32 protein-coding genes are annotated in these 26,715 nt (G+C 67.4%); 19 read left to right on the top strand and 13 right to left on the bottom strand.

The annotated features are described in order from the left end of the window. Positions 1-95 precede the first annotated feature (95 nt). The 3 genes from J2W23_RS19805 to J2W23_RS19795 are packed head-to-tail and all read left to right on the top strand — an operon-like array spanning position 96 to position 2,843. A complete protein-coding gene (locus J2W23_RS19805; RefSeq protein WP_307649946.1) occupies positions 96-974 on the top strand; it encodes a 2-keto-4-pentenoate hydratase in 879 nt (292 codons plus the stop codon). 22 nt (positions 975-996) lie between these two features. Next, a complete protein-coding gene (locus J2W23_RS19800; RefSeq protein WP_307649945.1) occupies positions 997-1,962 on the top strand; it encodes an alpha/beta hydrolase in 966 nt (321 codons plus the stop codon). After that, positions 1,959-2,843, top strand: a complete 885-nt coding sequence (locus tag J2W23_RS19795; RefSeq protein ID WP_176657445.1) for a YbgC/FadM family acyl-CoA thioesterase — start codon at positions 1,959-1,961, stop codon at positions 2,841-2,843. Before J2W23_RS19800 ends, J2W23_RS19795 begins: the two co-directional genes overlap by 4 nt. Positions 2,844-2,856: 13 nt before the next feature. Here the strand turns inward: J2W23_RS19795 and J2W23_RS19790 are convergent, their stop codons facing one another. Further along, entirely contained in the window at positions 2,857-3,774 is a 918-nt protein-coding gene (locus J2W23_RS19790; RefSeq protein ID WP_176657444.1) for a hypothetical protein, read from the bottom strand. Positions 3,775-3,920: 146 nt separating this feature from the next. Further along, positions 3,921-4,850, bottom strand: coding sequence for a CAF17-like 4Fe-4S cluster assembly/insertion protein YgfZ (gene ygfZ / locus J2W23_RS19785; protein ID WP_307649944.1), 930 nt, complete (start codon positions 4,848-4,850; stop codon positions 3,921-3,923). A gap of 88 nt (positions 4,851-4,938) precedes the next feature. Between ygfZ and mltG the strand changes: the two genes are divergently transcribed. From mltG to J2W23_RS19730, 11 genes are all read left to right on the top strand, one after another. Continuing rightward, entirely contained in the window at positions 4,939-5,970 is a 1,032-nt protein-coding gene (gene mltG, locus J2W23_RS19780) for an endolytic transglycosylase MltG (RefSeq protein ID WP_307649943.1), read from the top strand. Next, positions 5,967-6,617 carry a dTMP kinase gene (gene tmk / locus J2W23_RS19775; RefSeq protein WP_307649942.1) on the top strand — a complete coding sequence of 217 codons (651 nt, stop codon included), beginning with the start codon at positions 5,967-5,969 and terminating at the stop codon, positions 6,615-6,617. Before mltG ends, tmk begins: the two co-directional genes overlap by 4 nt. Then, entirely contained in the window at positions 6,614-7,630 is a 1,017-nt protein-coding gene (locus J2W23_RS19770; protein ID WP_176657440.1) for a DNA polymerase III subunit delta', read from the top strand. Before tmk ends, J2W23_RS19770 begins: the two co-directional genes overlap by 4 nt. Further along, positions 7,627-8,016, top strand: coding sequence for a PilZ domain-containing protein (locus tag J2W23_RS19765; protein ID WP_176657439.1), 390 nt, complete (start codon positions 7,627-7,629; stop codon positions 8,014-8,016). The genes J2W23_RS19770 and J2W23_RS19765 overlap by 4 nt, the downstream gene beginning before the upstream one ends. 90 nt (positions 8,017-8,106) lie before the next feature. Further along, positions 8,107-8,913: a TatD family hydrolase gene (locus J2W23_RS19760; protein WP_307649941.1), complete on the top strand. Its 807-nt coding sequence runs from the start codon at positions 8,107-8,109 to the stop codon at positions 8,911-8,913. After that, positions 8,910-9,587 (top strand): ankyrin repeat domain-containing protein, encoded by a 678-nt coding sequence (locus J2W23_RS19755; RefSeq protein WP_307649940.1) that lies wholly within the window; start codon positions 8,910-8,912, stop codon positions 9,585-9,587. The genes J2W23_RS19760 and J2W23_RS19755 overlap by 4 nt, the downstream gene beginning before the upstream one ends. Further along, the gene (locus J2W23_RS19750) at positions 9,581-9,790 is read left to right on the top strand and encodes a DUF4124 domain-containing protein (RefSeq protein WP_307649939.1); all 210 of its coding nucleotides are present in this window, start codon (positions 9,581-9,583) and stop codon (positions 9,788-9,790) included. Before J2W23_RS19755 ends, J2W23_RS19750 begins: the two co-directional genes overlap by 7 nt. A gap of 93 nt (positions 9,791-9,883) precedes the next feature. After that, positions 9,884-10,366, top strand: coding sequence for a DUF2726 domain-containing protein (locus J2W23_RS19745; protein WP_176657435.1), 483 nt, complete (start codon positions 9,884-9,886; stop codon positions 10,364-10,366). A gap of 658 nt (positions 10,367-11,024) precedes the next feature. After that, entirely contained in the window at positions 11,025-12,479 is a 1,455-nt protein-coding gene (locus J2W23_RS19740) for a cytochrome ubiquinol oxidase subunit I (RefSeq protein ID WP_307649938.1), read from the top strand. Beyond that, positions 12,469-13,476 carry a cytochrome d ubiquinol oxidase subunit II gene (gene cydB / locus J2W23_RS19735; RefSeq protein ID WP_307649937.1) on the top strand — a complete coding sequence of 336 codons (1,008 nt, stop codon included), beginning with the start codon at positions 12,469-12,471 and terminating at the stop codon, positions 13,474-13,476. Before J2W23_RS19740 ends, cydB begins: the two co-directional genes overlap by 11 nt. Beyond that, a complete protein-coding gene (locus J2W23_RS19730) occupies positions 13,457-13,615 on the top strand; it encodes a DUF2474 family protein (RefSeq protein WP_176657432.1) in 159 nt (52 codons plus the stop codon). The genes cydB and J2W23_RS19730 overlap by 20 nt, the downstream gene beginning before the upstream one ends. A 118-nt stretch (positions 13,616-13,733) precedes the next feature. On the opposite strand, the gene J2W23_RS19725 is transcribed toward J2W23_RS19730, so the two are convergent. The 5 genes from J2W23_RS19725 to J2W23_RS19705 form a co-directional block, all read right to left on the bottom strand. Further along, entirely contained in the window at positions 13,734-14,153 is a 420-nt protein-coding gene (locus J2W23_RS19725) for an Hsp20/alpha crystallin family protein (RefSeq protein ID WP_176657431.1), read from the bottom strand. A gap of 22 nt (positions 14,154-14,175) precedes the next feature. Next, a complete protein-coding gene (locus J2W23_RS19720; RefSeq protein WP_176657430.1) occupies positions 14,176-14,613 on the bottom strand; it encodes an Hsp20/alpha crystallin family protein in 438 nt (145 codons plus the stop codon). Positions 14,614-14,664: 51 nt separating this feature from the next. Further along, positions 14,665-15,000, bottom strand: a complete 336-nt coding sequence (locus J2W23_RS19715; protein ID WP_176657429.1) for a hypothetical protein — start codon at positions 14,998-15,000, stop codon at positions 14,665-14,667. Continuing rightward, positions 14,997-15,191 (bottom strand): catalase, encoded by a 195-nt coding sequence (locus J2W23_RS19710; RefSeq protein WP_307650075.1) that lies wholly within the window; start codon positions 15,189-15,191, stop codon positions 14,997-14,999. Before J2W23_RS19710 ends, J2W23_RS19715 begins: the two co-directional genes overlap by 4 nt. An 81-nt stretch (positions 15,192-15,272) precedes the next feature. Next, the gene (locus J2W23_RS19705; protein ID WP_307649936.1) at positions 15,273-15,908 is read right to left on the bottom strand and encodes an NAD(P)H-dependent oxidoreductase; all 636 of its coding nucleotides are present in this window, start codon (positions 15,906-15,908) and stop codon (positions 15,273-15,275) included. A gap of 62 nt (positions 15,909-15,970) precedes the next feature. Between J2W23_RS19705 and J2W23_RS19700 the strand changes: the two genes are divergently transcribed. Further along, positions 15,971-16,579, top strand: coding sequence for a TetR/AcrR family transcriptional regulator (locus tag J2W23_RS19700; protein ID WP_307649935.1), 609 nt, complete (start codon positions 15,971-15,973; stop codon positions 16,577-16,579). Positions 16,580-16,640: 61 nt separating this feature from the next. Here the strand turns inward: J2W23_RS19700 and J2W23_RS19695 are convergent, their stop codons facing one another. From J2W23_RS19695 to J2W23_RS19680, 4 genes are all read right to left on the bottom strand, one after another. Then, a complete protein-coding gene (locus tag J2W23_RS19695; RefSeq protein ID WP_176657425.1) occupies positions 16,641-17,000 on the bottom strand; it encodes a hypothetical protein in 360 nt (119 codons plus the stop codon). A 94-nt stretch (positions 17,001-17,094) separates the two neighbouring features. Beyond that, a complete protein-coding gene (locus tag J2W23_RS19690) occupies positions 17,095-17,478 on the bottom strand; it encodes a roadblock/LC7 domain-containing protein (protein ID WP_307649934.1) in 384 nt (127 codons plus the stop codon). Between the two features lie 71 nt (positions 17,479-17,549). Next, entirely contained in the window at positions 17,550-18,068 is a 519-nt protein-coding gene (locus J2W23_RS19685) for a GTP-binding protein (RefSeq protein WP_307649932.1), read from the bottom strand. Positions 18,069-18,073: 5 nt separating this feature from the next. Beyond that, positions 18,074-18,832 (bottom strand): hypothetical protein, encoded by a 759-nt coding sequence (locus J2W23_RS19680; protein ID WP_307649931.1) that lies wholly within the window; start codon positions 18,830-18,832, stop codon positions 18,074-18,076. A 610-nt stretch (positions 18,833-19,442) separates the two neighbouring features. On the opposite strand from J2W23_RS19680, the gene J2W23_RS19675 reads away from it, so the two are divergent. Then, positions 19,443-21,386: a PAS domain-containing hybrid sensor histidine kinase/response regulator gene (locus tag J2W23_RS19675; protein WP_307649930.1), complete on the top strand. Its 1,944-nt coding sequence runs from the start codon at positions 19,443-19,445 to the stop codon at positions 21,384-21,386. 56 nt (positions 21,387-21,442) lie between these two features. Here the strand turns inward: J2W23_RS19675 and J2W23_RS19670 are convergent, their stop codons facing one another. Next, positions 21,443-21,826, bottom strand: a complete 384-nt coding sequence (locus J2W23_RS19670; protein WP_307649929.1) for a response regulator — start codon at positions 21,824-21,826, stop codon at positions 21,443-21,445. A 110-nt stretch (positions 21,827-21,936) separates the two neighbouring features. Beyond that, the gene (locus tag J2W23_RS19665; RefSeq protein ID WP_307649928.1) at positions 21,937-22,800 is read right to left on the bottom strand and encodes a c-type cytochrome; all 864 of its coding nucleotides are present in this window, start codon (positions 22,798-22,800) and stop codon (positions 21,937-21,939) included. A gap of 75 nt (positions 22,801-22,875) precedes the next feature. Here J2W23_RS19665 and J2W23_RS19660 point away from each other — a divergent pair, with 75 nt between their 5' ends. The 3 genes from J2W23_RS19660 to ctaD are packed head-to-tail and all read left to right on the top strand — an operon-like array spanning position 22,876 to position 26,707. After that, positions 22,876-23,256, top strand: coding sequence for a c-type cytochrome (locus J2W23_RS19660; RefSeq protein ID WP_307649927.1), 381 nt, complete (start codon positions 22,876-22,878; stop codon positions 23,254-23,256). Next, on the top strand, positions 23,253-24,209 hold the full coding sequence (locus J2W23_RS19655) for a cytochrome c oxidase subunit II (protein WP_307649926.1): 957 nt from the start codon (positions 23,253-23,255) through the stop codon (positions 24,207-24,209). The genes J2W23_RS19660 and J2W23_RS19655 overlap by 4 nt, the downstream gene beginning before the upstream one ends. After that, positions 24,206-26,707 carry a cytochrome c oxidase subunit I gene (gene ctaD / locus J2W23_RS19650; RefSeq protein ID WP_307649925.1) on the top strand — a complete coding sequence of 834 codons (2,502 nt, stop codon included), beginning with the start codon at positions 24,206-24,208 and terminating at the stop codon, positions 26,705-26,707. Before J2W23_RS19655 ends, ctaD begins: the two co-directional genes overlap by 4 nt. The last annotated feature ends 8 nt before the right edge of the window (positions 26,708-26,715 follow it).

Here is a 26,715-nt window from a genome sequence, read left to right as displayed (position 1 = left end):
GTGTTGACGTAGGTGGGTGCCCGGACGTGGGAGAAAGCGTCGGGGAAGTACGATTGCGGACCATCCGAATCTAACAACAGGGGACAGCCTTGCACATGAACAAAACCCTTGCCGCTGTCACGCTCGGCACACTCGTGGCCGCAGCATCCGCGGGAGCGCATGCCGCCTGCCTCGGCGATGCGCAGGTAGCCGATTTCTTCGCGGCCCGCGAAGCCCGCACGCCTGCCGCCGACATCGAGAACCTCGATGAAGCCGATGCCGCGTGCACGCGCGCCAAGCTCAACGCGCTGCTGGCGCGCAAGCACGGCGCGGTCATCGGCTACAAGGCCGGCCTCACGAACCCCGCGGTGCAGAAGCGCTTCAACTACGACAAGCCGGTGTGGGGCGTGCTCTACCAGGGCATGGTGCTGGACAGCGGCGCGGTGGTCGATGCGGCCTTCGGTGCGCGGCCGCTCTTCGAGGCCGACATGCTGGTGCGCGTGAAAAGTGCCGACATCAACAGCGCGAAGACGCCGGCCGACGTGCTGGCGAACATCGATCAGGTCATTCCCTTCATCGAGTTGCCTGACCTCGCGGTGCAGACGCCGCCCAGGCTCAACGGGCCGGGCCTTGCGGCCATCAACGTGGCGGCGCGGCTTGGCGTGAAAGGCCTGCCGGTCGATGTGCCCACCACGGCCGGCGGACAGGCCTGGCTGCTCGAGAGCCTGCGCGACATGACGGTGGTGATGAGGGACGGGCAGGGCGCGGAGCTCGCGCGCGGCAAGGGTGCCGACATCCTCGAGCACCCGCTCAACGCGGTCGTGTGGCTGGCCGGCGCGCTCGCAAAAGAGGGCCTGGCCCTGAAGCCCGGCGACCTCGTCAGCCTGGGCTCGTTCTCTCCGCTGCTGCCGCCCAAGGCGGGGCAGACCGTGTTGGTGACCTACGAAGGCCTCTCGCGCACGCAACCCGTGGTCGTGACATTCAAAAATAAGTAAGTAAGCAAGCAGACAAGCGAGCATGACAGGCAACCCTCCCACGACATTCCCCCAGCACCCGCTGACCGCGAAGATGGCCAGCGTGGTCGAGCGCATGGCGCGCGCCGGCCACCCGACGCTCGATCAGCTTTCGCCCGACGAGGCCAAGGCCTCCTACGAAAAAGGCGCCGGCGTGCTCGAAGTGCCCAAGCCCGAACTGGCGCGCATCGAGGACTTCACCATCCCCGCGCGCGACGGCTACGCGATTCCCGCGCGGCTCTATGCGCCCTCGACGGCCGTGCTGCCGGCGCTGATGTACTTTCACGGCGGCGGCTTCACGGTGGGCAACATCCGCACGCACGACACGCTGTGTCGTGTGCTGAGCCACAAGAGCGGCTGCGCGGTGGTGTCGGTGGACTACCGGCTGGCGCCCGCGTTCAAGTTTCCGACCGCATCGAACGATGCGTGGGACGCCTTCGCGTTCCTCGCGCACGAGGGCGGGCGCATCGGCATCGACATCACGCGCCTGGCGGTGGGCGGTGACAGCGCCGGCGGCACGCTGGCCGCCGTATGCGCCATCCTCGCGCGCGATGCGGGCCTGCCGCTCGCGCTGCAATTGCTGGTCTACCCCGGAATGACAGCCCACCAGGACACGGCCTCGCACCGTCGCTTCGAGCACGGCCCGCTGCTCACGAAGGCAATGATCGATTTCTTCTTCGCGCAGTACGTCCGCACGCCGGCCGACCGCGACGACTGGCGCTTTGCGCCGCTCCTGGCCGACGACGTCGACGGCGTGGCGCCCGCATGGATCGGCCTCGCGGAATGCGACCCGGTGGTGGACGAAGGCATCGCCTACGCCGACAAGCTGCGCGCCGCGGGCGTGGCGGTCGACCTGGAGATCTACCGCGGCGTGATCCACGAATTCATCAAGATGGGCCGCGCATTGCCCGAAGCGCTGCAGGCGCACGGCGATGCGGCCCGGGCACTCAAGGAAGCATTGGCACCATGACGACAGAGACAGCAACAGCGAACCGACGCGAGGACTTCCGCTTTTTCCACCGCCTGCGGGTGCGCTGGGCCGAGGTGGACATGCAGAAGATCGTCTTCAACGCGCACTACCTCATGTACTTCGACACCGCCATCGCCGACTACTGGCGCGCGATGGCGCTGCCGTACGAAGAGGCGATGCATTCGCTGGGCGGCGACCTCTACGTGCGCAAGGCGACGATCGATTTCCGCGCCTCGGCGCGCATGGACGACGTGATCGACGTGGGCATGAAGTGCGCGCGCATCGGCAACTCGTCGATCGTGTTCGAGGGCGCGTTGTTCCGGCAGGACCAGTACCTGGTCGGCTGCGAACTGGTCTATGTGTTCGCCGACCCGGCCACGCAGACCTCGAAGCCGGTGCCCGCGGCATTGCGCGAGGTGCTGCTGGGATTCGAGGCCGGCGAGCCGATGCGCACCGTGGAGACGGGCGGCTGGGATGCACTGGGCGAAGGCGCGAGCGCGCTGCGGCGCGCGGTGTTCATCGAGGAGCAGAACATCCCGAAGGAATTGGAGTGGGACGCACACGATGCCGTCGTGCTGCATGCGGTGGCGCGCAACCGCCTCGGGCAGGTCATCGCGACCGGGCGGCTGCTCGACGCGGAAGACGGCGTCTCCCACATCGGCCGCATGGCGGTGCACCGCACGCTGCGCAGTGGCGGGCACGGGGCGGCCGTGATGCAGGCGCTGGAAGCAGCAGCCCGGACGCGCGGCGACCGCGAAGTGGCGCTCAACGCGCAGCGCAGCGCCGAGCGGTTCTATGCGCGGCTGGGCTACGCGGTGCACGGCGCGCCATTCGAAGAGGCCGGCATCCCGCACGTCGAGATGCGCCGGTCGCTGCGCTGAACCGCTTCGCGAATCAGTAGCGGCTGGGCGGGTCCGGCACGTAGCCGGGGTCCGAGCCGGGGAACGGCGACGGGCCGGCCGGACGCGGCCAGCGCGGGGTGGGCGGCACCGGGATCACGCCCGCGGCGACGAGGTTCTCGCGGCTGTCGTAGCGAATGCGGACCACTTCGTCGGGCGTCGACTGCGCGCGCTCGAAATTCGTCTTGCCGACGTACGAGGTTTCGCGGCGGCCGTGGGCCGTGCCCAGGCTCGGGGCCGGTGCCTGGCGGCGCGCCATGTTGCCGGCCGGGGCCTGGGCCGACGCTTCCGCCTCGGCGGGCGCCGACTTGGCCCGGGCATCGCCCAAGGCAGACGACTCGCTGCGCAGTTCCCGGTCGCGGGCGCTGTACTCGTCGCGGCTTGGGTAGGGCGCGATTGGAGGAGGCGGCGGCACCGGCACGTTCTCGCGGAACAGCGCGACACCGATCACGCCGACGTCGTCGGGGCGGCCCGTGCGGCTCGCATAGGAGTTGCCGGCCGAGGCGAACTCGAAGGCGGCAATCTGCGAATCGCTCTTGCGCCAGCCGGTGATATCGCTGAACTCGCGGGCACCGAACACATAGCCGGTCTGCCCGATGCCTGCGGTTTCGCCGGTGACGACGTTGACGCCGTCCACCGACATCACGGCCATGATGCGTTCGCCCATCGCGTTGCGCGCCCGGATGGCGTAGCGCGCGCCGGGACGGCCGGCCACCCAGTATTCGCCGCGGTGGCGGTAGATCGGGAGCTCGGCGCCGGTCGTGCGATCGACGATGGCGATCTGCATGATCGAGCCGATGCGGCTGGACGAGGAGGGCGGCGCGAACGGGCGGGCCGGGCTTTCGGCGCAAGCCGACAGGCCGGTGGTGAAGGCGGTCAGGGCCAGGACGGTGGAAAAAAGTCTGCGCTTCATGGTGCTCTTCCTTGCCAGGAGTGGATCGATGCAGGCTTCTACGGCGCAGCATCGACGGCGGGGTTAAGCGGTACGCAAAAAAATGGCGCCATCTTTTTCGATGGCGCCGAACGCCCCTTTGGATCGGGGCGTTGGGGGAAGACAGATCAGATGTCTTCGAGCAAGGGATAGGGCAGCGGCTCGACCGTCAAAGCCGGACCGCTGGCAGCGCCGGCATGCAGTCCGCCGGCCTCGAGCGCCGAGATCTGCATCGAGACCAGCGCCGACCAGCCGCCGCCGTCGGGGGCCTGCGCCGCCTGGGCCACCGTGCCCACCGGTTGCTCGCCATCGTCGGCCGCGAACACTTCCTGGCCCACCGCCACGGGCGCATCGGCTTGCATGAGGTAGGTGCGCCGCTTGAGCGTGCCGCGAAACTGGCTGCGCGCCACGATCTCCTGGCCGGGGTAGCAGCCCTTCTTGAAGTTCACGCCGCCCACCGATTCGTAATTGATCATCTGCGGCACGAAGGCTTCGATGATGGGCGTGGTCACGGTCACGATGCCGCTGCGGACTTCGCTCCATTGCCAGAGATCGGCATCGAGCTTCGGGCCGGCCGGTGCGGCATGGTCGGCGGGAGCGATCCAGAGCGCGCGCGGCACGCTGTCGGCCGGGTAGAGCGAAACCACGCTGATGTCGTCGCCGATGGCGGTGCGCTTGCCGGGCGGCGTGGCCGCATCGAGGCCGTTGGCGGTGAGCGCGGTGCCGGCCAGGCCGCAGAGCGCGAACTGGTCGGTGGCGTCGGTCAGCTTGACCTTGGCGCGCAGCACGTACATCGACAGGCGCTTGAGCGTCGCGGCAAGGATGTCGCGGCTGCACACGAGAAGGATCGATTCGGGCTGCGGCCGGATGCCGATGAAGCTCGCGATCACGCGGCCCTTGGCGGTGCAGAGCGCGGCCAGACGGGCTTCGGTGGCGCCGAGGAGGGAGAAATCCTGGGTCAGCTGTCCGTGCAGGAAGCTGGCGGCATCGGGGCCTTCGGCGCGAATCACGCCGAGGTGCGAGAGGGTGGCTACCCCGTTGAGAACGACTGTGGTCATCGCTGAATTATCATGGCCGGGCCTGTTCCTTCCGGGCGTCAGGGACTCCCTCCCTTTTCCCATCTATCCACCGCTTCCCATCGGATTCGTGCGCAGCTTCTTTCTTACGCTCTTCCTGCTGGCCGCCCTGATCGCGCTCGCGCTCGGCGCCGGCGGACTCTGGTGGGTGCACCAGCCGCTCAAGATGTCGGCGCCCAGCGCCGATCTCTCCATCGATCCCGGCACCACGCCGCGCGGCATTGCCCAGGCGGTGGCCAATGCCGGCGTCGATGTGCAGCCGCAACTGCTCTACCTGTGGTTCCGCGTCTCGGGGCAGGACCGCCAGATGCGCGCCGGCAGCTACGAGCTGGAACGTGGCGTGACGCCCAAGCTGCTGCTCAACATCCTGGTGCGCGGCGAAGAAGCCACGCGCAGCCTGGTGCTGGTCGAGGGCTGGAACATGCGACAGGTGCGCGCCGCACTCGGCAAGGCCGACCAGCTCAAGCCCGAGAGCGTCGGCCTGACCGACGAGGCGCTGATGGCCAAGCTGGGCAAGCCGGGCGTGCACCCCGAAGGCCGCTTCTTCCCGGACACCTACACCTATTCGAAGGGCTCGACCGACATCGCCCTGTTGCAGCGCGCAATGCGAGCCATGGACAAGAAGCTCGAGGCCGCCTGGGCGGCGCGCGCGGCCGATTTGCCCCTCAAATCGGCCGATGAGGCGTTGATTCTGGCCAGCATTGTCGAAAAGGAGACAGGAAAGGCCAACGACCGCGCCGAGATCGCCGCCGTCTTCACCAACCGCCTGCGCATCGGCATGCCGCTGCAGACCGACCCCACGGTGATCTACGGCCTGGGCGCCACCTTCGACGGCAACCTGCGCAAGAAAGACCTGCAGACCGACACCCCCTGGAACACCTACACCCGCGGCGGCCTGCCGCCCACGCCGATTGCGATGCCGGGCAAGGCCGCGCTGCTGGCGGCGGTGCAGCCGGCGCAAAGCAAGTCGCTCTACTTCGTTTCGCGCGGCGATGGCACGAGCCAGTTCAGCAGTTCGCTCGACGACCACAACCGCGCGGTCAACCGGTACCAGCGCGGCGGTGGCAGCAGCAGCGACACCAAACCGAAGGCAACGCAATGAGCGAAGGTCTGTTTCTGACGCTGGAAGGTATCGATGGCGCGGGCAAGTCGAGCCACCTCGATGCGATGGAAGCGCTCTTCAAGGCACAGGGCCGGACAGTCGTTCGCACGCGTGAGCCCGGCGGCACGCCGCTGGCGGAAACGCTGCGCGGGCTGATCCTGGAGCAGCCGATGGACCCGCTGACCGAATCGCTGCTGGTGTTCGCAGCGCGGCGCGACCACATCGTGCAGGTCATCGAACCGGCGCTTGCGCGCGGCGACCTCGTGCTGTGCGACCGTTTCACCGATGCCACCTTTGCCTACCAGGGCGCGGGACGTGGCTTCGATGCAGCCGTGCTGTCGACGCTGGAACAGTGGGCACAAGGGGGCAGGGCGGAAGGGCTGCTGCAGCCGCACATCACGCTGTGGTTCGACCTCGCGCCCGAGACCGCGGCGCAGCGATTGGCCGGTGCGCGCGTGCCCGACAAGTTCGAGGCGCAGCCGGTCGAGTTCTTCCGTCGCGTAGCCCAAGGCTATGCAGACCGCGCAGCCGCCGACGCACGACGCTTCATTCGCATCGACGCCAGCCAGGCGCGCGACCAGGTCTGGCAGCAGATCGAAACGGCGCTGGTGGCGCGCGGCGCGCTGAACACTGGGGCCGCACGATGAGCGCGCCGGTCCTCACACCCTGGCTGCGCCAGCCGCTCGCCGAACTGCTGCGTCAGCGCGGCCATGCGTGGCTGCTGCAAGGGCCATCGGGCATCGGTCAATACGAACTCGCGCTGGCGCTCGCAGCCGCCTGGCTGTGCGAGCAGCCGGCGGAAGAGGGCGGTGCCGCCTGCGGCCACTGCGCGAGCTGCCATGCCATCGAGGTCCGCACCCACGCCGACCTGTGCGTGCTGATGCCCGAAGTCGCCATGCAGGAACTCGGCTGGCCGCTCGACGAGAAGGCCCAGGCCGACATCGACGACAAGAAACGCAAGGCAAGCCGCGAGATCCGCGTCGAGGCGATGCGCGACGCGGTCGGCTTTGCCCAGCGCACCAGCGCGCGCGGGCGCGGCAAGGTCGTGCTGGTGTATCCGGCCGAGCGGATGAACACCATCACCGCGAACGCGCTGCTCAAGACGCTGGAGGAGCCGGTCGGCGATGTGCGCTTCGTGCTCGCCAGCGAGGCGGCGTGGCAGTTGCTGCCGACCATTCGCAGCCGCTGCCTCGGCTTCACGCTGCCGTGGCCCGAAACGGCCGAGGCCGAAGCCTGGCTCGTGGCGCAAGATGTTCCGGCCGCCGATGCCGCTGCCTTGTTGCGCGCCGCCGGTGGACGGCCGAGCGACGCTTTGCGGCTCGCGCGTTCCGGCCAATCGCCCAAGGCCTGGTCGCTGTTTCCCAAGGCCATTTCGCGTGGCGACGTGGGCGCGCTGTCGGACCATGCGCCCGCCCAGGCCGTCGGCGCGCTGCAGAAGCTCTGCCATGACCTGATGGCGGTCGGCAATGGTGCCGAACCACGTTTCTTCGAGGCGGCCGACCTGCCGGCTGCGCCATCGCGGCTGGCGTTGGCGCGTTGGTCGAAGTCGCTCGCGAATGCCGCGCGAACCGCGGAACATCCGTTCAATGCAGGTCTCATGCTCGAAGCGCTTGTGAGCGAAGCGCGAAGCACCCTAAACTCAGCCGCTCGCCGCCCATGAACCAACCTGTCGCCCCCGCCCCCGCTGCGTCCGCAGCCACCACGCCCGCCAGGCCGAGCGTCATCCAGCTCGCCATCAAGGAGAAGGGGGCGCTCTATGCGGCTTACATCCCGCTCTTTGCCGAGGGCGGCATCTTCATTCCGACCACGCGCGAATACCGGCTGGGCGACGACGTCTATGTGCTGTTGACGCTGCCCGAAGACCCGCAGCGCTATCCAGTGGCAGGCAAGGTCGCGTGGATCACGCCGGCACGCGCCGCCGGCAACCGGGCGCCCGGTGTCGGCATCCGTTTTCCTTCGGATGACAAATCGCGCCAATTGAAGGCGCGCATCGAGGCAGCCCTTGGCGGCTCGATGGCGTCGGACCGCCCAACCCAAACCATTTGAGTTTTCCGCTGTCCCTGGTGACGCGGAACTCCGTGCTCGGCGCCGCTTCATGTATTTGTGACTGGGGCGCTGACTCCACTGCCATTTCCGATGTTCACAGACTCCCATTGCCACCTGACCTTCCCTGAGTTCGCGGACCAGATGCCGCAGATCCGCGCCGCCATGGCTGCGGCCAAGGTCGACCGGGCCCTCTGCATCTGCACCAAGCTCGAGGAGTTCGACGACGTGCAGGCGCTCGCCGCCAGCTACGACAACTTCTGGGCCAGCGTGGGCGTGCACCCCGACAACGAGGACATCGCCGAGCCCAGCGTCGAAGACCTGGTGCGCCTCTCGGCCCGGCCCCGCGTGGTGGCCATCGGCGAGACCGGCCTCGACTACTACCAGATGGAAGAACGCAAGGGCGGCCGCAGCATCGCCGACATGGAGTGGCAGCGCGACCGCTTCCGCGTGCACATCCGCGCGGCGCAGCAGACCCGCAAGCCGCTCATCATCCATACCCGCGAGGCCTCGGCCGACACGATTGCGATCCTCAAGGAGGAGGGCGAAGACGGCTCCGCGGGTGCGGCCGGCGGCGTGTTTCATTGCTTTACCGAAACCGCCGAGGTCGCGCGCGCGGCACTCGACCTGGGCTTCTACATCTCGTTCTCGGGCATCCTGACCTTCAAGAAGGCGCAGGGTCTGCGCGACGTGGCCGCCTTCGTGCCGCTCGATCGCATGCTGATCGAAACCGACAGTCCGTATCTGGCGCCCGTGCCGTACCGCGGCAAGACCAACAATCCGTCGTATGTGCCCTATGTGGCACAACAGATTGCCGAACTGCGAAACCTGCCCGTGGAGGCCATCGCCAAGGCAACGAGCGACAACTTCGACACATTATTCAGGGACGTCAGATCATGAAAAACTACTTCAAGAAGTCACTTTATCTCCTTGTCATTGCTGCATCTTTTGCAGCGCACGCAGGATCATTCGAGGACTTTTTCCGTGCCGTGCGCGGCGACAACGCCAGCGGCGTGCGCAGCCTGCTCCAGCGCGGGTTCGATCCGAACACGCGCGACGAAAACGGCCAGACCGGCTTGCTCATCGCGTTGCGCGAACCGTCGCCGAAGGTCATCCAGGTGCTGCTCGAATCGCCGCAGCTCAACGTGGACATCGCCAACGCCAAAGACGAAACCCCGCTGATGCTGGCGGCCATCAAGGGCCAGCAGGATCTGGTCACCCAACTGCTCAAGCGCGATGCAGCCGTCAACAAGACCGGCTGGACGCCGCTGCATTACGCGGCCACCAGCGGCCAGCTGACGATCATGAAAGTGCTGCTCGACAACTACGCCTTCATCGATGCGCAGTCGCCCAACGGCACCACGCCGTTGATGATGGCTGCCATGTACGGCTCGGGCGAAGCCGTGAAGCTGCTGCTGGCCGAAGGCGCTGACACGACGATGAAAAATCAGTTGGGTATGACAGCGGTCGACTTCGCGAACAAGGCGAACCGTACGGAAGCGGCGCAGCTCATCACGGCCGCAATGAATGCCAAGGCTGGCCCGAAGCCGGTGCCGAAGGACGGCAAATGGTGAGATGGGGCGGCGTTGCGCTCGCACTGGGTTTGACGACGGTCGCATTCGACGCCGGGGCCCAGCACTCGATCTACAAATGCGTGCAGGGCGGCAAGGTCGTGTATTCGAACGAGCCCTGTCCTGACGCGAAGAAGATCGAGATCAAGCAGACCAAGGGAGTGAACTACGAAGGCAGAGGATCCGGAAATTCGCCCAAGCGTTGAGGGCTGATTTCATCGCCTTGCGGGCCCGGCAAAAGGTCAATAAAAGGGCGCCTGCGCACTCGTGCGAGACTCTGTAGAGAAGGAGAAGCAGAGATGAATACGTTCCTATTCATGGTCGTTTTGTTGGTTGTCGGCGTGCTGGTGTTTCTGGTGGTGGCCAAGAAAAGGTCCGAGCAAAACACCAGCAACTTCGTCGATAAGCCCAAGGCCCGGGCACCACTCACTGCGCGCGAGCAGGCGATGTACAACCGCCTCGTGCAAACGCTCCCGGACCTGGTGGTACTGCCGCAGGTCAGCTTCGGCGCCTTGCTCACGGCCCGCACGCGCGCGGCGCGCAGCACATTCAGCCGCAAGATCGCCGACTTCGTCGTGTGCGACCGCTCGTTCAAAGTCGTGGCTGTGGTCGAGCTCGGCGACAAAAATCAAAAGGACAAGGCCCGGCGCGATCCAGACCGGGACGCGATGCTGATCGAAGCTGGATATCGCGTGCTGCGGTATCAGCGGGTGCCGGACATCGGACGCGTGGAAGCGGATTTCGATCCGTCGTTGGCGTCGGTCAGTCCGCAGGGCTCCTGAGCGTATTCTCTTGTGCGGGGCCGGAATTGGGGGCTAACTTGGCGAATGATTAAAGAACACAATGTGTATTATGTTAAATAAAATCACCCGCCCAAGCCTCGACTAGACAGCGCAAGGCAGATCTTGGAAGCACGCAGGCTCTATGCGCGGGCCGAGCGCTGGACCGATGCGTTTCGTGCGAGCCATCCCGACCGCGTGCCGTTCCCTTCTGGATGTACTGGCGCAATCGCTATCCGCGCGACGCCGGACTTCGCATCGACCATCTGCTGCTGAACGCCGAACGCGCACCGATGCTTCGCAGTGCCGAGGGTGGACCGCAACGTGCGCGGGCGCACCGGTGCGAGCGATCATGCGCCGGCCTGGATCGAGCTCGACATTCCCGGCGCGTCAGCTTTCCAACACCGCTTTCCGGGCGAGTCCCAACACAAGGGAACGATGCAGGCCGGCGATGGCGGGGCTGCGTCGGCGGCTTGAGAGCGGGCGCCCCACCCCCTGCCCCGCAGCGGCACGGCGAGGCGAAGTCGGTCTGCAGCACTCACGGCGCCGGGCGGGACGAAATGTCCAAGGGCGAACTGTCCTATTCCCAAGAGCCGCCGCCAGGCGTCCAATGACGTAGGCACAGAACCGATGTGCCGCAACCAACGAAAACGCCCCAGCCATGGACTCCCTTACGCTAGCGCGCATCCAGTTCGGTTTCACGATCTCATTCCACATCGTCTTTCCGGCGCTCACGATCGGGCTCGCGAGCTATCTCGCCGTGCTCGAGGGCCTGTGGCTGCGCACCGGGCGCAAGGTCTACATCGACCTCTACCAGTTCTGGATCAAGGTGTTCGCGGTCGCCTTCGGCATGGGCGTGGTGTCGGGCCTGGTCATGGCCTACCAGTTCGGCACCAACTGGAGCAACTTCTCGCGCTTTGCCGGCGGCGTGACCGGGCCGCTGCTCGCCTACGAGGTGCTCACCGCGTTTTTCCTCGAAGCCGGCTTTCTCGGCGTGATGCTCTTCGGGCGCGACCGCGTCGGACCGGGGCTGCATTTCGTCTCGACGCTGGCCGTGGCGATCGGCACGCTGATCTCGGCCACCTGGATCCTTGCCTCGAACAGTTGGATGCAGACACCGCAGGGCCACGAGATCATCGACGGCCGCGTGGTGCCGGTCGACTGGCTGCGGGTGATCTTCAATCCGTCGTTCCCCTACCGCCTTGCGCACACGGTGGTTGCTTCGTACATCGCCACCGCGCTGATGGTCGGCGGCGCCGCAGCCTGGCACCTGCTGCGCGGGCGCGACAACACGCGGGTGCGCACGATGCTCTCGATGGCGCTGTGGATGTTGCTGGCGGCCGCGCCGATACAGGCGCTCATCGGCGACCAGCACGGCCTGAACACCATGGAACACCAGCCAGCCAAGCTCGCCGCCATCGAAGGCCACTGGGAACGCACGCCGGAGGGCGAAGGCGTGCCGCTCATCCTGTTCGGCTGGCCTGACATGGCGGCCGAGGTCACGCGCTACGCCATCGAGATTCCGCGTGCAGGCAGCCTGCTGCTCGCGCACAGCTGGGACGGGCAGATCCCGGCGCTGAAGGACTTCCCGCCCGAGGACCGGCCGAACTCCACCATCGTGTTCTGGACCTTCCGCCTCATGGTCGGCCTGGGCGTGCTGATGATCGCGCTCGCGTTCTGGGGCCTGTGGTTGCGAAGGCGCGAGCGCGTCTTTTCCAACCGGCTCTTCCTGCGCTTCGCGCTGGTGCTGTCGCCCGCGGGTCTGGTGGCCATCCTCGCGGGCTGGTACACGACCGAGATCGGCCGCCAGCCCTGGGTGGTGTACGGCCTCATGCGCACCGCCGATGCGGTCTCGCCGCAGCATTCGGCGTCGCAGGTCGGCTTCACGCTCGCGCTGTTCGTGCTGGTCTACATCGCGGTGTTCGGCGCCGGCACGGCCTATGGCTTGCGGCTGATCGCCAAGGGCCCGTCCGAAGGCGACCGCGAACCGCCCGAGGCGCCCGTGCATGGCGGGCCGGGCGAGCCGCGCCATCCGATGCGGCCGCTGTCGGCCGCGAGCGAAGGCGTGGACGCGGAAGGCGACCTCGCCGCACCGGAGGCTGGCCATGGGCATTGACCTTCCGCTGATCTGGGCCGTGATCATCCTCTTCGGGATCATGATGTACGTGGTGATGGACGGCTTCGACCTGGGCATCGGCATCCTCTTTCCCCTCGTGCCCGCCAAGGAAGACCGCGACGTGATGATGAACACCGTCGCGCCCGTGTGGGACGGCAACGAGACCTGGCTGGTGCTCGGCGGCGCCGGCCTGCTGGCGGCGTTTCCGCTGGCCTATGCGGTGATATTGAGCGCGTTCTACCTGCCGCTCATCCTCATGCTGGTCGGGCTCGTCTTTCGCGGCGTGGCCTTCGAGTTCCGCTTCAAGGCGCGCGCGGGAAAGCGCCGCTGGTGGGACGCGGCGTTCATCGGCGGTTCGTTCACCGCCACCTTCTTCCAGGGCGTGACGCTGGGCGCGTTTCTCAACGGGCTGAAGGTGGTCGACGGCAACTTCTCGGGCGGCCCGTTCGACTGGGTCTCGCCTTTCTCAATATTCACCGGCCTCGCGCTGGTCGCCGCCTATGCGCTGCTCGGTGCCACCTGGCTCGTGATGAAGACCGAGGGCGAACTGCAGCAGCGCATGCGCGCGCTCGCGCGGCCCCTGGTGTGGGCGATGCTCGCGGTGATCGGCATGCTGAGCGTGTGGACGCCGCTCGCGCACGAGGCCATTTCGCGGCGCTGGTTCACGCTGCCGAACCTGCTGTACTTCTTGCCGGTGCCGCTCCTGGTGGGCGTGGCCAGCTGGCGGCTGCTGCACACGCTGCGCGGCGACGGGCATGCCGCGCCCTTCGTGCTGACGCTCGCGCTGCTGTTCCTCGGCTACACGGGCCTGGGCATCAGCCTCTGGCCGAACGTGATTCCGCCGGACATCTCGATCTGGCAGGCGGCCGGCCCGCCACAGAGCCTGGGCTTCGCGCTGGTGGGCGCGCTGCTGATCATTCCGGTCATCCTCATGTACACGGCTTGGAGCTATTGGGTCTTTCGCGGCAAGGTGCGGCATGGCGACGGATACCACTGAAGGCACCGCGCGCCCGCCACGCAACTGGCGGCGCCGCCTCGGCTGGCTCGCCGGTATCTGGCTCGCGAGCGTTGGCGTGATGTTCGTGGTGGCGGTCGTGTTCCGCTTCCTGATGGCTGCGGTCGGGCTCTCGCGGTAACCTGCGACGGCGAGCGATGTCGCCAGGCTCGAAGGAAGGCCGATTGAAATGACGGCGGCGGCGGCCGGAAGGACCACCGCCGTCGAACGCCGTCGAGGGCTCTCGAGCGGCCGGCCGCTCAGGCGACCTGGATGTCGATCCTCCTCGGCTTGGCATGTTCGGCCTTGGGAATTCGCAGCGTCAACACGCCTTGCGCGAGTTCGGCCGAAACCTTCTCCGTGTCCAGTTCCTTGCTGAGTGTGAACACGCGGCGGAACCGCCCGAGCCCGACCTCGGTATGGCTGGTCTTCAGGCCGTCGGGCACCGTCAATCCGGACTCGGCCTCGATGGTCAGGGTCTCCGCCTCGACATGAAGGTTCAGGTTCTCGCGCGAGACGCCGGGCAGGTCCGCGTACAGGGTGATGCCGCCCGCATCCTCGACCACGTCCACGGGCGGCGTCAACGCCGCATTGCCATAGCGCGGCGCCGCCTGCTTCAGGTCGGCATGTTCGGGAGCACCGGGCCCGCCGGCGCGTTGGGTCTGGATGTCGTTGCTCATGGTGTTCATCTCCTTGATCTCATCACTGGACGGAAATGCGGCGGGGCTGGGCCGACGCGCGGCGGCGGATGGTGATGCGCAGCACGCCGTCGCGCAGCCTGGCCTCGACCGCCTCCGGGTCGGCATCGTCGGGCAGCGTGAGCATCCGGCGGAACGCGCCCTCGAAGCGCTCGTTGATGTGGACGGCCGCCTTCGCCTCGGCTGCGGGCAGCACGCTCTTGCGCTCGCCCGCGATGGTCAGCAGGCCGCGCTCGAGATTGACTTCCAGCGTGGCCGGATCGACACCGGGCGCAAACGCATAGATCTCCACCGCCTGCGGCGTCGCGCCGACATTCAGTGCGGGGAATCCGTTGCTGCCAAAGCCGCGGATGGTGGGTGCCAGGTCGAATGCCTGCTGCATGTCCCGCTGCAGGCGATCCATCTCGGCGAGCATGTCGCGTGGGAAGAAAGATCGGTACATGTTGGAACCTCCAAGAATCTGGAATCTGGAAAACGGGTTTCGGGCCGAGGCCTACTGCGGCAAGGTGTGCGCATCGGCCGATCGCGGCGGGCCGCTGGCGCCCAAGTGGCGCCACGCGGTGATCCGCGGGGAACGGTTCCGCCATCGCGGCGGCGGGGATTCCGGATAGCTGAATTTCGCCAGTTCCTCGCGTCCCTTCTGGGTCACCGCCAGCACCTGGGCGGCCGAGGGAGCGCCCGACAGGGACAACGGGTTCGAGGGCGATGGCACCAGCGCCACGATGAGGCCGGCGGCCCGGAGCACCCTGACTCCGTCGATGTCTTCGTTGCGATAGAACGTGACTGGCAAGCGAGAGCCGGCGATTTGCTTGAGCAAGTTCATGGTCATTTCAATACCTCCTTTTCGGTCGACCAATTTCCGACGGAAGAAAAGATAGGCAAGCCATCGCGGATTTCAAGAGGGAAATTTCCGACACCCGCATCGCTCGTCCGGCGAGGCTGCGAGGGCCAGACCTGTTCGGTCTTGGCGAAGAAGTTGTCGGGGTTGCGGTTCAGCACCATGCGCCCGACGATCCGGATCGAAAACGGTCCCCCGACACGAGGTGCCGACCCGCACTGCTTTCTTTCGGAAATGCGTGCGGGATGCCCTCTGTGTTCGCCTCAGCCCGGCAGTTCTTCGGCAACCTCGGAGAGCGGGATGCCGCCTGGCGCCGCCTTCGCAAACGCATTGCCGCCGAGGGCCCGCGCCGTGACGACATGTGACGCCGCGGCTTGCCCGTTCACATCGAGCAGGAACTCCGAAGTGACGACGCGCGCGCCGCAGAAATCGAAGATGCCGTGGTCGATCTGCGTGCGCATTGCCTTGTCGTAGTGCCGCGCATAGGTGCCCCCGTCTGCGCCGCCGATGCCGATCAGGTGGACGGCCAGGCGGCCGAGTCGCTTTCCTAGCGTGCCGTCCGGCGCCTCGTCGTAGGCCCATCCGTTGGAGAACACGCGGTCGATCCAGCCTTTGAGTTGGCCGGGAAACGACCACCAGTACACGGGATAGACCAGCACGAGTGCGTCGGCCCGGTCGATGCGCTCCTGCTCGCGCAGGATCTCCGATGGCAAAGGCTTTTGGAGAAAATAGGCGGCACGGTCGGCTTGGTTGAAGGCCGCCTGGAAGCCTTCTGCAGCGATGTCGGCGATTTCGGCGGTGTGCGCGCCGGACTCCGCAACGCCCTCCGCGAACGAGCGTGCGACAGCATGCGTGAGGGACTGGGAATCGGGATGGCTGACAACGATGAGGGCATGCATGGCGCTTCCTTGTGGGGTTGGGTTTAAACTACTGTTAGTAGGTTACCTTTGGTAGATTAACAATGTCAAGCAAGCAGATGGAACCGGTTGTGCAGGTCGCAACCAGGAAACGCCTTCCCAAGGACGAGCGCGGCCGCCAGCTGCTGGACGTCGCCTGGGCCATCGTGCGCAGCGAAGGAACCGATGCGCTCACGCTGGGCTACCTGGCCGAGCGCGCGGGGGTCACCAAGCCCGTCGTGTACGACCATTTCGGCACGCGCACCGGCCTGCTCGGCGTCCTCTACGGGGAATACGACAGCCGGCAGCACGCCCTCATGGACGAGGCCCTGCAGGCATCGGGAAAATCGCTCCCCGCCGTGGCGAAGGTGATCGCCGCCGCCTACGTCAACTGCGTCATGGAGATGGGGCGCGAGATGCCCGGCGTCAGCGCTGCGCTGGCCGGTTCGCCCGAGCTCGACGCCTTGAAGAAGGAGCTCGAGGCCGGGTTCCTCGTGAAGTGCCGCAATGCGCTGCAGCCGTTTGCAAAACACCCGATAGCGCCGGCAGCGATGCGCGCGATGCTGGGTGCGGCGGAGGCCGTGTCGTTTGCCGCCGCCGCGGGCGAGTTCGATCCGGCGGATGCGGAGAACGAGATCTACGACGCCATCATGCGAATCGCCCAAAGAGCCTGAGCGCCCTGCCCGCCCGGCACGCTGCCCGCTCGCCGGCAGCGCGCCGTCGCTGTACCCGGACTCAGACGGCCAGCCCTTGCTCCACGTCTTGCGTCTTGCGACGTGCAAGTGCGAGGTTCGACTTCGCCTTGTCGAGCACCAGGTAGACGAACAGGCCTTCGTGCTTGTTCAACGGCCGGATGATGTGGTACTGGCGACCGAGCGTGATCAGGATGTCCTCGATCACGTCGTTCAGGCCGAGCGCCTTCATCGTCTTGAGCTTGGCGCGCACCACCTCGGTGTTGCCCGCAGCGGCCACTTCCAGGTCGACGCCCGAACCCACTTGCCCCAGGACCATGCCGCTGCCGGAGTCGACCAGCGCAGCGCACAGTGCGCCGTCGATCGTCATCAATTCATCCATGGATTGCTTGATATTTGCCATCAAAGTCTTTCGTAGTCCATCGCCCTGAGGATCGGCCGCCGCCCGGGCGAGTGATGAGCGCCGGCCGTTTGTGAAAGAAAAAAAGACGGGACGTTCAGGCGCGCTGCAGCGCGAGCGTCGCCAGCTTGGAGAGATACAGGACCTGGCCGATCACCGCGTCCTTGCCTGTCACCACGCTCACGATCAGGTCGACCTCTTCGTGGCGGGCCTGCAGCATCAGGATGTGGCCCGAAGCGGTCTCTATCGCGACGTTCTCGCACTGCCCCAACCCGCTCTCCACACCGGCCACCGCGCCAAGCGCGGCCAACGAGCTCGCGATGGCCGACATGCGTGCGACCTGTGCGGTGTTCTCCGCGCGCGCGGCCAGCTCGAGGCCGTCCTCGGTCGCGATCACGACGGCCTTCACGCCCTTGATCTCGCGCATGAGCGTGTCCACGGCCTTGTCGGCGGCGTCCTTGATTCGGGGTGCGATGTTCATGTGGCTGGGGTCCGGCGTTGCGGGGAAAAGAGGAAGGAAAGAAAGAAGAAACAGCAGCGGCGGTGTCGTGCTCAGGCTTCGAGCTGGATCAGCAGCAGTTCGAGCAACTGCGCCACCTGCTGCGGATCGGTCACGTTGGCCGCGAGGACCGGGCACATCACGCCCTTGTCCTGCATGCGCCGGGCGTAGGCTTCGAGGTCCGGCTCCGGATGGATCTCCATGCGCCCCACCGCGACCACGCAGGCGGTCTTCTCGATGAGCTCGTCGAAGCCGTCGAGATACACCTCCAGGTCTGCCAGCGGGTCGGGGCGGCTGTTGTCGACCAGGATCACAAGGCCGAGCGCGCCGCGCGCGAGGATTCGCCACATGAAGTCGAAGCGGATCTGGCCCGGCGTGCCGTACAGGCGCAGCTTCTCGCCGTTGTCCAGCGTGAGCTCGCCGTAGTCGAGGCCCACCGTGGTGGTGGCCTTGGCGACCGAGGCATCGCTGTTGCGCACCTCGGTGCGGACCGGCGCGATCTCGCTCACAGCGGCAATGGCCGTGGTCTTGCCGGTGCCCATGGTGCCGGTGAAAAGAATCTTGTGTTCCACGTTCTTCAGGCCTTCGAACCGGAGGACAGCAACCCGAGGCGGTTGCGGATGCGTGCGAGCAGGCCAGGCGCCACGGCAGCGCGCGTCGTGGCGAGCGCGTGAGACGCATCCGCGCCCGGCGAGACCTCCGGGACCGGCAGGGACTGCGAATCGGGCCAGAGCGATTCGGGCGCCTGGCTGGCCGCGAAGCCCGTGCCGACGCCGCCATGGCCCGTGCCTGCGACGAACCCCGCGTGCTCGAGCGCCGCAATGAAGTCGGCGCACTCCTGTGCGCCGGCGTTCGAGCGCTGCTGCAGCGCATGGAGCGAAGCCGGACGGCTCGCGAGTAGCGCGGCGAGCTTCATGCGCATGGGTGTGTCGAGCAATGCGGCCGATGGCCAGCGCAACAGGCGGTATTCCTCGCCGTGTGCACCCCCGCCCCGTTCGTTGCGGTCCCGGCCGGCAGGGAGCGGCAGGCCGAGTTCACGGGCGTGGACCACCATCGCGCCGAGCCGGTTGAGCATGACCTCGAGCGCGTCGGCATGCAGCGGCAACCGCAGGAACGGTCCATGCGGTGGCGGCGTTTCTCCGAGCGTCAGCCGTGGAACCGCCCGGTCGGGCGCATCGTCGGGCGCCGCCACCGGAAACCGGTCGCCCACCACGCGCAGGTCGGCGTGCTCTACCTGCCAGGTCCATTGCTGGTGAGTGCGGTGGTCCAGCAGTCGCACGAGGGACTTGAACAGCAGTTCGTCGCGGGCCGGCAAGCCGTCGACGCTGTAGCTCAACAGCGGCCGGCGGGTCCGCGGGGACGCGGCGGTCGTGGTCATCGGCATCCCCGGCGCAGCCATTCGGCGGTCGGCATCAAGTGCACCAATTTAGGGCTTTCTTGCGGCATGGACTGCAATTCAGGCGCTCCCGTTGGCGAAACATCCATGGCAAACCTCGCGGCTCGCCGAAATTGAATGCCTAAGTTTTAATAATCCCTCGGCAAAAATATAACATCGGTTGCACAAAAAAACACTAGATTACAAAACCCGATTGCCACCCACGGGAATCGGTGGGGAAAGCGTGGCCGGCCGGCCACAACCTGGCGGGCGATCGGTGTCCGATTGCCCGCCCCGACACCCGTGCCGGCCCGCGCTGCGGAGCTCGGTTGCGCGCTCGGCGCGGGCAAAAGAAAACCCGCCGAGACGGGTTGGGATTGCCGATGTCTGCGTGCCGCCACGTCGGGCGCGCAGACCCACGACACGAGCCCGCGCGGCATGGCGTGGCCTTCATTCGTCGTCCGGTGGCGGACTGCGGCCTTGTCCGACACCTCGCCCCAACAAAAAGCAATAACGTCTCGCTCGACAGTGGCTTCGTGCCGCTTTGGCTTTCCAACGAGACCCCAGAAAAATGGCCGATGGCGCGCGAGTCAAGAGGGATGAAGCAACCGTTCCCGATCTCAACATTCCCCTGAACCTCGGGCTGATCACCGATGCCGACTACCGGCTCATGGTCGAAGCCATCACCGACTACGCGATCTTCTTCCTCGATCCCGGCGGCATCGTGCTCAGCTGGAACGCGGGCGCGAGGCAACTCCAGGGCTACGAACCCCACGAGGTCATCGGGCGCCACTTCTCCATCTTCTATCCCCCCGAACTGCTGGAGAAAAACTGGCCGCAGCACGAACTGGAGGTGGCGACCAAGACGGGCCAGTACCAAGAAGAAGGCTGGCGCCTGCGCAAGGACGGAACGCGTTTCTGGTCCAGCCTCGTCATCACCCGCCTCACCAGCCCGGACGGCAGGCTGCGCGGTTTTTCCAAGATCACCCGCGACCTGTCGAACCGCCAGAAGCAGGACGATCTGCTTCGCGCCAGCGAGGAGCGCTTCCGGCTGATCGTCGATGGCGTGAAGGACTATGCGATCTTCATGCTCGACCCCAGCGGCTACGTCGTGAGCTGGAACACCGGCGCGAAGGCGACCAAGGGCTACGAGGCGCACGAGATCATCGGCAAGCACTTCTCGGTGTTCTATCCGCCCGAGGTGGCCGCCACCGGCTTTCCCGACGAGGAACTGAAGACCGCGCGCGAGGTCGGCCGCTTCGAGGACGAGGGTTGGCGCGTGCGCAAGGACGGCAGCCGGTTCTGGGCCAGCGTGATCATCACCGCCCTCTTCGACGAGACCGGCCGTCACCGCGGCTTTGCCAAGGTCACGCGCGACCTGACGGAGCGCCGGCGCATCTCCACCCTGGAGGACGAGGGCCGCCGCATCACCACCTTCCTGGCCATGCTCGGCCACGAGCTGCGCAATCCGCTCACGCCGATCTCCAACGCGGTGGCGATCATGGATCGCCTGGGCCCGGCCGCCGACACGGCGACGCTGGCGCGCATGAGCAGCATCATCGGCCGCCAGCTCAAGCAGATCACGCGGCTGGTCGACGACCTGCTGGATGTCGGGCGCATCACCAGCGGAAAGATCCACCTCGAATCCAAACCCGTGCAGCTTTCCGACGTGATCGACGAGTCGATCGAGATGCTCAGGCCCTCCGCCGACGCGAAGCAGCACGCCCTGGTCTTCCACCCGCCTTCCGGCGACCCGTGGATCACCGGGGACCGCGCCCGCATGATCCAGGTCGTCTGTAACCTGCTGAACAACGCCATCAAGTTCACGCCCGATGGCGGCCGCATCGCGGTGCAGCTGCGCGAGGTGGGCGCCCATGCGGAGATCAGCGTCAGCGACAACGGTCCCGGCATCCCGCCCGCCGCGCTGCCGCGCGTCTTCATGCTGTTCGCGCAAGGCGAGCAGGAGATTTCCCGGCCGCAGGGCGGGCTCGGGCTCGGCCTCACGCTGGTGCAGCAACTGGTGACGCTGCAGGGCGGCGACGTCAGCGCGTTCAGCAGGGGCACGCCGGGACACGGCGCGGAATTCGTCGTTCGCCTGCCCCGCGCCGCCGCGCCGCTGGAGAAGAAAAGAAGCGACAGCGACGAGAACCGGAAGATGGTCCTCGTGGTCGACGACAACCAGGACGCGGCCGAGACGATGTGCCTGCTTGTCGAAAGCCTGGGCTACGTGACCCGCACGGCCGCCGACGGCCCCGCGGCGCTGGATGCGATCAAGGTCGAGCAGCCGGATCTCGTGCTGCTGGACATCGGCCTGCCGGGATTCAGCGGCATCGAGGTGGCCCAGCGGGTGCGCCGCGAGGTCTCTCATCCGCCGACGCTGGTCGCGGTCACAGGCTACGGCCAGGGCTCCGACCGGGACGCAAGCCTCGCGGCCGGCTTCTACGCGCACCTGACCAAGCCGGTCGATGCGCAGCAACTCGAAGGGCTGCTCGCGCGTCTGCTCGGCAAGCCCTGAAGGCGGGGCGTACAGCCGTCGCCGGCATCCGCTCGGCGCCGTGGAGCATCCTCATCTCAGGCCTTCTCGCTGAGCCCCTCAGCGCAGAACGCAAGGAACTCGTTGATCTCCGCGGCCTTGTCGAAGACGGCGTCGGCGCCCAGGGTCAGGCATTGCGCGCGGTTGTCCGCGGATGCCGCATTCGTCAGCGCCACCACCAGCCCGCATCTGGGCCCGAGGGCGGCCAGCGCCGCAAGCACCCCCAGCCCGCTGCCCTGCTTGAGCAGCAGGTCCACCACCAGCAGGCGCCAGCCGTCGCGGTTCGCCTCCAGCCACGCCACAGCCTCCGACTCCGAGGTCGCAGTGCCGACGATCTCCGCCCGCAGATAGCCCTCCAGCACCACTTTCAGGCTGTCCTGGATCGTCGGTTCGTCTTCCACGATGAAAACGGCCAGCGTCATGCGCCGGACAGTCGCTCTTCCGCCCGCGCACGGCTGTAGGCAGACAGCGCGTCAGCGTGTTGGCGCAACGGGAAGGTGCGGCGAGCGCTGCCGACCGCCCTTGCCCGCCCTCAGTCCAGCGTGGCCAGGTAGGCCGCGATGTCCCGCGCGTCCTGCTCGGTCACGCCCAACTCGGGCATCGCGGTGAGCGGATCGACTTGGCGCGTGTGGCGCAGCCAGCGCACCATGTTGTCGGGCGTGTTGGCGAGCCTGCCGCCGATCAACGAGCGCTTCGCCATGCCGGCCAGCGGCGGGCCGACGTTCGGAAAAGAGCCGGTGATGCCGGGGATGGTGTGGCACGCATTGCAGGCGTACTGGGAAAGCGCGCGTGCGCCGCGCCGCACCTCGCCCTTTTCCGGGGAGGCCGGGCGCACGCCGGGTCCGCATGAAGGCGCGGCCGGCGCGCCCTGGCCGGTGGGCATCACTGGCGCACTCGCCTGTGCGTACTGCTGCGGCGTCATGTCGGGCAGACGCTCGAGAAACGCGACCACAGCCCACAGGTCTTCGTCGGACAACCGGTACTCCCACGCCGGCATGCCGCTCATCTTGATGCCGTGCTTCGTCACCCAGTAGAGCTCGCTCGCATTCCAGCGCTGCCTCGCATCGACCAGCGGGCCCGGCAGCGGCTGCATGCTCTTGCCGATATCCCCCTGCGCCACGCCCGGCGCGCCGTGGCACTGCACACACTTGTCGCGAAAACAGCCCGCGCCGCGCGCCACCAGTTGCTCGTTGGCAATATCCGGCGGCACGATGCCGCGGGCCCGCAGGCGCACCGACTGCCGCATTGCCACTTCCAGCAGCGAATAGACGGGCTGCGTGTGCTGCTCGGTGGCGGCCACGTTGTAGAGGCCGCCCCACACGAGCCATGCCGCGCCGGCCGCCGCGGTCAGGCCGAGCGTCGCGACGGTGAGGAGGATGGTCTTGGGCGTCCCCATTTGGCGGCATTGTCCGACGCGCACCAGGGCTTGCGGTGTCGGCGGAAGGCCCGTTCGCGCTCGCAGAATCCGCAGATGGCCGCTCCTTCCGCCGCATTCGCCGCCCTGTTGCTTGCAGTCCTGGCAAGCGGTTGCGAACTCGGCGAGCGCGACCTGCCCTACGGCGGCGCGCCTTCCGCCCAACGCGTGGCGGGCCAGCGCCTGCTCGCGCAGTACCAGTGCGGCAGCTGCCACGCAATTCCAGGTGTGCCCATTGCACAAGCCGCAGTCGGCCCGCCGCTCACTGCCTACGGGCGGCGCAGCTACATCGCGGGCCACCTGCCGAACCGGCCCGACACGCTCGCGCAGTGGATCGTGGCGCCGGCTGCCCTCGTGCCCGGCACCGCGATGCCGGCCATGGGCGTGTCGCCCCAGGATGCGCGCGACATGGCGGCCTACCTGCTCGCGCTCGAATGAGCACCGCCCCGTCGCCATCGCAATCGGCACTGCAGGCCGCGGGGCCGGTCGCCGACACGCTGCTCGGCGTCACCGGGCTGCTGGCGGGCGGCGCGACGGTGATCTTCCTCGGGGTCATGGCGCTGCTGGTGCTCGCGGCGCGCCGGCACACGGGCACGCTGCACGCGCGGCTCTGGATCATCGGCGGCGGCGTGGTCTTTCCGGCCGTCGTGCTGGTCGCGCTCTTTGCGTACAGCGAATGGCACCGGCCGCCCTGGCGGGCCGTGCCGCCGAAGGACGCGCTCATCGTCGGCATCACCGCGCACATGTGGTGGTGGGAGGTGCGCTACCGCGACCCGGCGACCGGCGCCGAGGTCGCGACCGCCAACGAGATCCGCATTCCGGTCGGGCGACCCGTCTACTTCGGCCTCGGCAGCGCCGACGTGATCCACAGCTTCTGGGTGCCTGCGCTCGGCGGCAAGATGGATATGCTGCCCGGCCGCGTGCAGCACCTACTGCTGCAGGCCCACACCCCCGGCACCTACCGCGGGCAGTGCGCCGAATACTGCGGCGAGCAGCATGCGCGCATGGCGCTGCATGTGGTGGCACAGGCGCCGGCCGAGTTCGATGCGTGGCTCGCGGCACAGGCGAAGCCGGCTGCGCCGCCCTCCTCCTCTTCGTCCTCCTCTCCCGACATCGAACGCGGCCGCGAGGCCTTCCTCGCGAACCGCTGCAATGCCTGCCACACGGTACGCGGCGTGAGCGAGGAAAGTCGCCTCGGCCCCGACCTCACGCACGTCGGCAGCCGCCTGTACCTTGGCGCGGGCACGATGCCGAACGACGCCGAAAACCTCGCCGCGTGGATCGCCCACACGCAGGAGCTCAAGCCGGGCGCGCGCATGCCTTCGTCGGGCGAGCGCCTCGACGCGGCCACGCTGCAATCCATCGCGGCCTTCCTCGGGCAACTGAAATGACAGAGCCCGCCCCGCGCCCCGAAGGCGAACGCGAAGCACTCGAACGCGCCTGGCGCGCGCCGCACGGCTGGCGGCTGCTCTCGGCGGTCAACAACACGCACATCGGCGTTTTCTACATCGCGACGGCAATGCTCTTCTTCGTGCTGGCCGGCATCCTCGCGCTGGTGATGCGCATGCAGTTGGCGGTGCCGGGCAACGACTTCGTCGGTGCACAGACCTACAACCAGCTCTTCACGATGCACGGCACCGTGATGATGTTTCTCTTCGCGGTGCCGATCGTCGAGGCCATCGCGGTTTACCTGCTGCCGGGCATGCTTGGCGCGCGCGACCTGCCGTTTCCGCGGCTCTCCGCCTATGCGTTCTGGGCCTATGCCATCGGCGGCATCGCCTTCTTCTGCACGATCTTCTTCGGCGAATCGCCGGACGGTGGCTGGTTCATGTACCCGCCGCTCACCAGCAAGGAGTTCTCGCCGGGACGCGGCGCCGATTGGTGGCTGCTGGGCATCGGCTTCATCGAGATATCGGCCATCGCCGGCGCCATCGAGCTGATCATCGGCATCCTCTTCACGCGCGCGCCGGGCATGACGCTCATGCGCATGCCGGTGTTCGCATGGGCGATGCTGGTGAGCGCGGTGATGATCGTGTTCGCGTTTCCCGCGGTGATCGCGGCCACGACGCTGCTGGAGCTCGAACGCGCGTTCGACTGGCCCTTCTTCATCGCCGCGCGCGGTGGCGACCCGGTGCTGTGGCAGCACCTGTTCTGGTTCTTCGGGCATCCGGAGGTCTACATCATCTTCCTGCCCGCGGCCGGCATGGTCTCGATGATGGTGGCCACGCTCGCGCGCACGCCGCTGGTGGGGCACCGCGCGGTGGTGATGGCGCTCATCGGCGTGAGCGTGGTGAGCTTCCTGCTGTGGGCGCACCACATGTTCACCACGGGCCTTGGAAACCTCTCGATGCTGGTGGTGTCGGCCGCGAGCTTCATGGTGGCCATTCCGAGCGGGCTGCAGGTGTTCGCATGGATCGCCACCTTCTGGCGCGGCCGCATCACCCTCGATGCGCCTACGCTCTTCCTGCTGGGCTTTCACTTCATCTTCGTGCTGGGCGGACTCACCGGCGTGATGGTGGCGGTGCTGCCCTTCGACTGGCAGGCGCACGACAGCTACTTCATCGTCGCGCACCTGCACTACGTGCTGATCGGCGGCATGGTGTTTCCCGTGTTCGCGGGCTTCTACTACTGGGCGCCGGTGTTCAACGGGCATCGCCTCTCGGAGCGCTGGGGCCGCTGGGTGTTCGGGCTGATGTTCGGCGGCTTCAACCTCGCGTTCTTTCCGATGCACATCGCGGGGCTCATGGGCATGCCGCGCCGCGTCTACACCTATCCGGACGACCTGGGCTGGAATGGGCTCAACATGGCGTCGACCGTGGGCGCCTTCGTGCTCGCGGCCGGGGTGCTGCTGTTCTTCATCGACGCGGCGCGCACGCTGCGGCGGCCTGAAAAAGACCACGGCAATCCCTGGGGCGCGGGCACGCTCGAATGGTTGCCGCCGCGCGACTACGGCGTGCGCAGCATTCCCGAGATCGATTCGCTCTATCCGCTGTGGCGCCAGCCGACACTGCCCGAAGAGGTCGAGGCCGGCCGGCACTGGCTGCCGGGCACCGTCTTCGGCGGGCGCGAGACGCTGGTCACCAGCATGCGCGACGCACGGCCGATGCACCTGCTTCGGCTGCCGACCGATGGCTGGTGGCCGTTCATCGCGGCGGTGGGCACTGCCGGCTTCTTCCTGCTCCTGACAGTGTCGCAGGTGGTGCCCGCCTTCGCATGCGGACTGCTCGCGATCGTCGCGATCCTGCGGTGGCTCTGGGGTTCCGACCAGCCGCCACCGACGCAGACCGCCGACGTCGGCCATGGCGTGCGCCTGCCCGTGGGCGCCGCCGGGCGCGCCTCGCATTCGTGGTGGGCGGTGATCGTGCTGATCGCGGTGGACATGACGATCTTCGTGTCCTTCCTGTTCACGCACATCCACCTGTCGATGGCCGCCGAGGTGTGTCCGCCGCCGGGCGCCGCGCTGCCGCCGCTGCGTTGGCCGTTGGCATCCGGTGTGTTGCTGCTGCTGGGCTCTGCGGCCATGGCGGTGGCCGTTCGAAGGCCGCTCCCACCGGCTGTGCAGCGCACCGTGCGATGGCTCGCCGGCCTCGCGATGCTCTGCGCCGCCTCTGCGCTCGGGTTCGACCTGGCGGGCCACTGGCGCGCCGGCCTCGATCCGAGCGACCAGGCCTGGAGCGCAAGCGTCGGCGTGCTGCTCGGCTACCAGGCCTTCCACGTCGCTGTGCTGGTGCTCATGGGCGGCTATGTGCTCGCGCGCTCATGGGCCGGCAGGCTGCAGCCCACCGCGCGCGCGACGCTCGACAACACCGCGCTGATGTGGCACTGCGTCACCGCGCAGGGCGTGCTGGGCGCGCTCGTCGTGCAACTGCTGCCGCGCGTGCTGGGCTGATGTGCTGG

This window comes from Variovorax boronicumulans (assembly GCF_030812215.1).
In the GTDB taxonomy this organism is placed as follows: Bacteria; Pseudomonadota; Gammaproteobacteria; order Burkholderiales; family Burkholderiaceae_C; genus Variovorax; species Variovorax boronicumulans_C.
The sequence above is the reverse complement of the archived record's forward strand: the minus strand, read 5'-3'. Positions and strand labels throughout refer to the sequence as shown.